1 protein-coding gene and 1 pseudogene are annotated in these 1404 nt (G+C 63.5%); one reads left to right on the top strand and one right to left on the bottom strand.

Going from position 1 to position 1404, the window contains the following annotated elements; translation table 11 throughout:
* The coding region (locus EN964_RS34595) for an acyl-CoA carboxylase subunit beta (RefSeq protein ID WP_281059599.1) at positions 1-681 on the top strand (681 nt) is incomplete at its 5' end.
* A 40-nt stretch (positions 682-721) separates the two neighbouring features.
* Here the strand turns inward: EN964_RS34595 and EN964_RS34600 are convergent.
* Positions 722-1404 (bottom strand): annotated as a pseudogene (locus EN964_RS34600) (hypothetical protein); the annotation flags it as partial.

Genomic DNA, 1404 nt, shown 5'->3' on the forward strand with positions numbered 1-1404 from the left:
GAACTGATCATGAAAGTTGCCGACGAAGGCGACTTCTTCGAAATCCAGCAGAACTTCGCCAAGAACATCGTCACCGGGTTCGGGCGCGTCGAGGGCCGCACCGTCGGCTTCGTCGCCAACCAGCCGATGGTGCTGGCCGGCGTGCTCGATTCCGACGCCAGCCGCAAGGCGGCCCGTTTCGTGCGCTTCTGCGACTGTTTTTCGATCCCGATCGTCACCTTCGTCGATGTCCCCGGCTTCCTGCCTGGCACCGCGCAGGAATATGGCGGGCTGATCAAGCATGGCGCGAAACTCCTGTTCGCCTATGCCGAGGCCACCGTACCGAAGATCACCGTCATCACCCGCAAAGCCTATGGCGGCGCCTATGACGTGATGGCGTCGAAACATCTGCGCGGCGACATGAACTATGCCTGGCCGACGGCGCAGATCGCGGTGATGGGTGCCAGGGGGGCGGTCGAGATCATTTATCGCAAGGACATCGGTGACATCGAAAAGATCGCAGCCCACACAAAGGCTTACGAGGATCGCTTCCTGTCGCCCTTCGTCGCCGCCGAGCGCGGCTATGTCGATGAGGTGATCATGCCGCACTCGACCCGCCGCCGCATCGCGCGCGCGCTGCGCATGCTGCGCAACAAGGACATGCAGAACCCCTGGAAGAAGCACGACAACATCCCGCTGTGAGGCGTGGCTGGGCATCTATCCGAGGTAACCGTCGGGCAGCTCACTCCTCTTCCGCCGCGCCAAATCCCGCCCCCATGGTGGCGCGGACAGGGCTGCCCCATGGCGTCGCGTGATTGTCGATACGCATCTGGAAGATAAAGTAAGTCGGCGAGCAGAAGCCGATGCCTTTCACCTTGCCGATGCCCGGCGTGTCAGGCGGCAGTGACTGGCACATATAGTCCTCGCGGCAGAAATGATCGGCCGAACAGGCCGGCCGGTTGCCGCGATTGACGGCGCCGCCAAGACATTGGTCGAAATTGTTGGTGGCCACGCAGATATCGAATTTCTTGCCGCCGACCAGCCCGCAAATCTCGTTCGGCATCGGCTTGCCGGCTTTGAAGGCCGCGAAGTCGCGGTCCTTGTCGTCGCAGCCGCGATAAGCGATCCCGCCCGGCACGCCGATCTTCGGCGGCCGGCAGGTATAGGCGGTGCGCGAGACATCCGGGGCGAAGGCCGCGAACTGGCCCGATCTGCTGTAGCGGTCGTTGAAAGGCTGCACCGCGTTGCTGGCGATCGAGCCGGTCAGGCAGGGGTGGCCGGAAAACATTTTTTCGCTGTCCTTGGGCAGCAGGCATTGCGCCAGTTTCGTGTGCACGCCTGAAGCGGTGGCCAGCGGCGTGCAGACGGTGCCGCCGTCGCATTGCCAGGTCGCGCCGAACCGCGCGGCATCTTCCGGCATCAGGC

Source organism: Mesorhizobium sp. M7A.F.Ca.CA.001.10.2.1, from assembly GCF_003998575.1.
Taxonomy (GTDB): domain Bacteria; phylum Pseudomonadota; class Alphaproteobacteria; order Rhizobiales; family Rhizobiaceae; genus Mesorhizobium.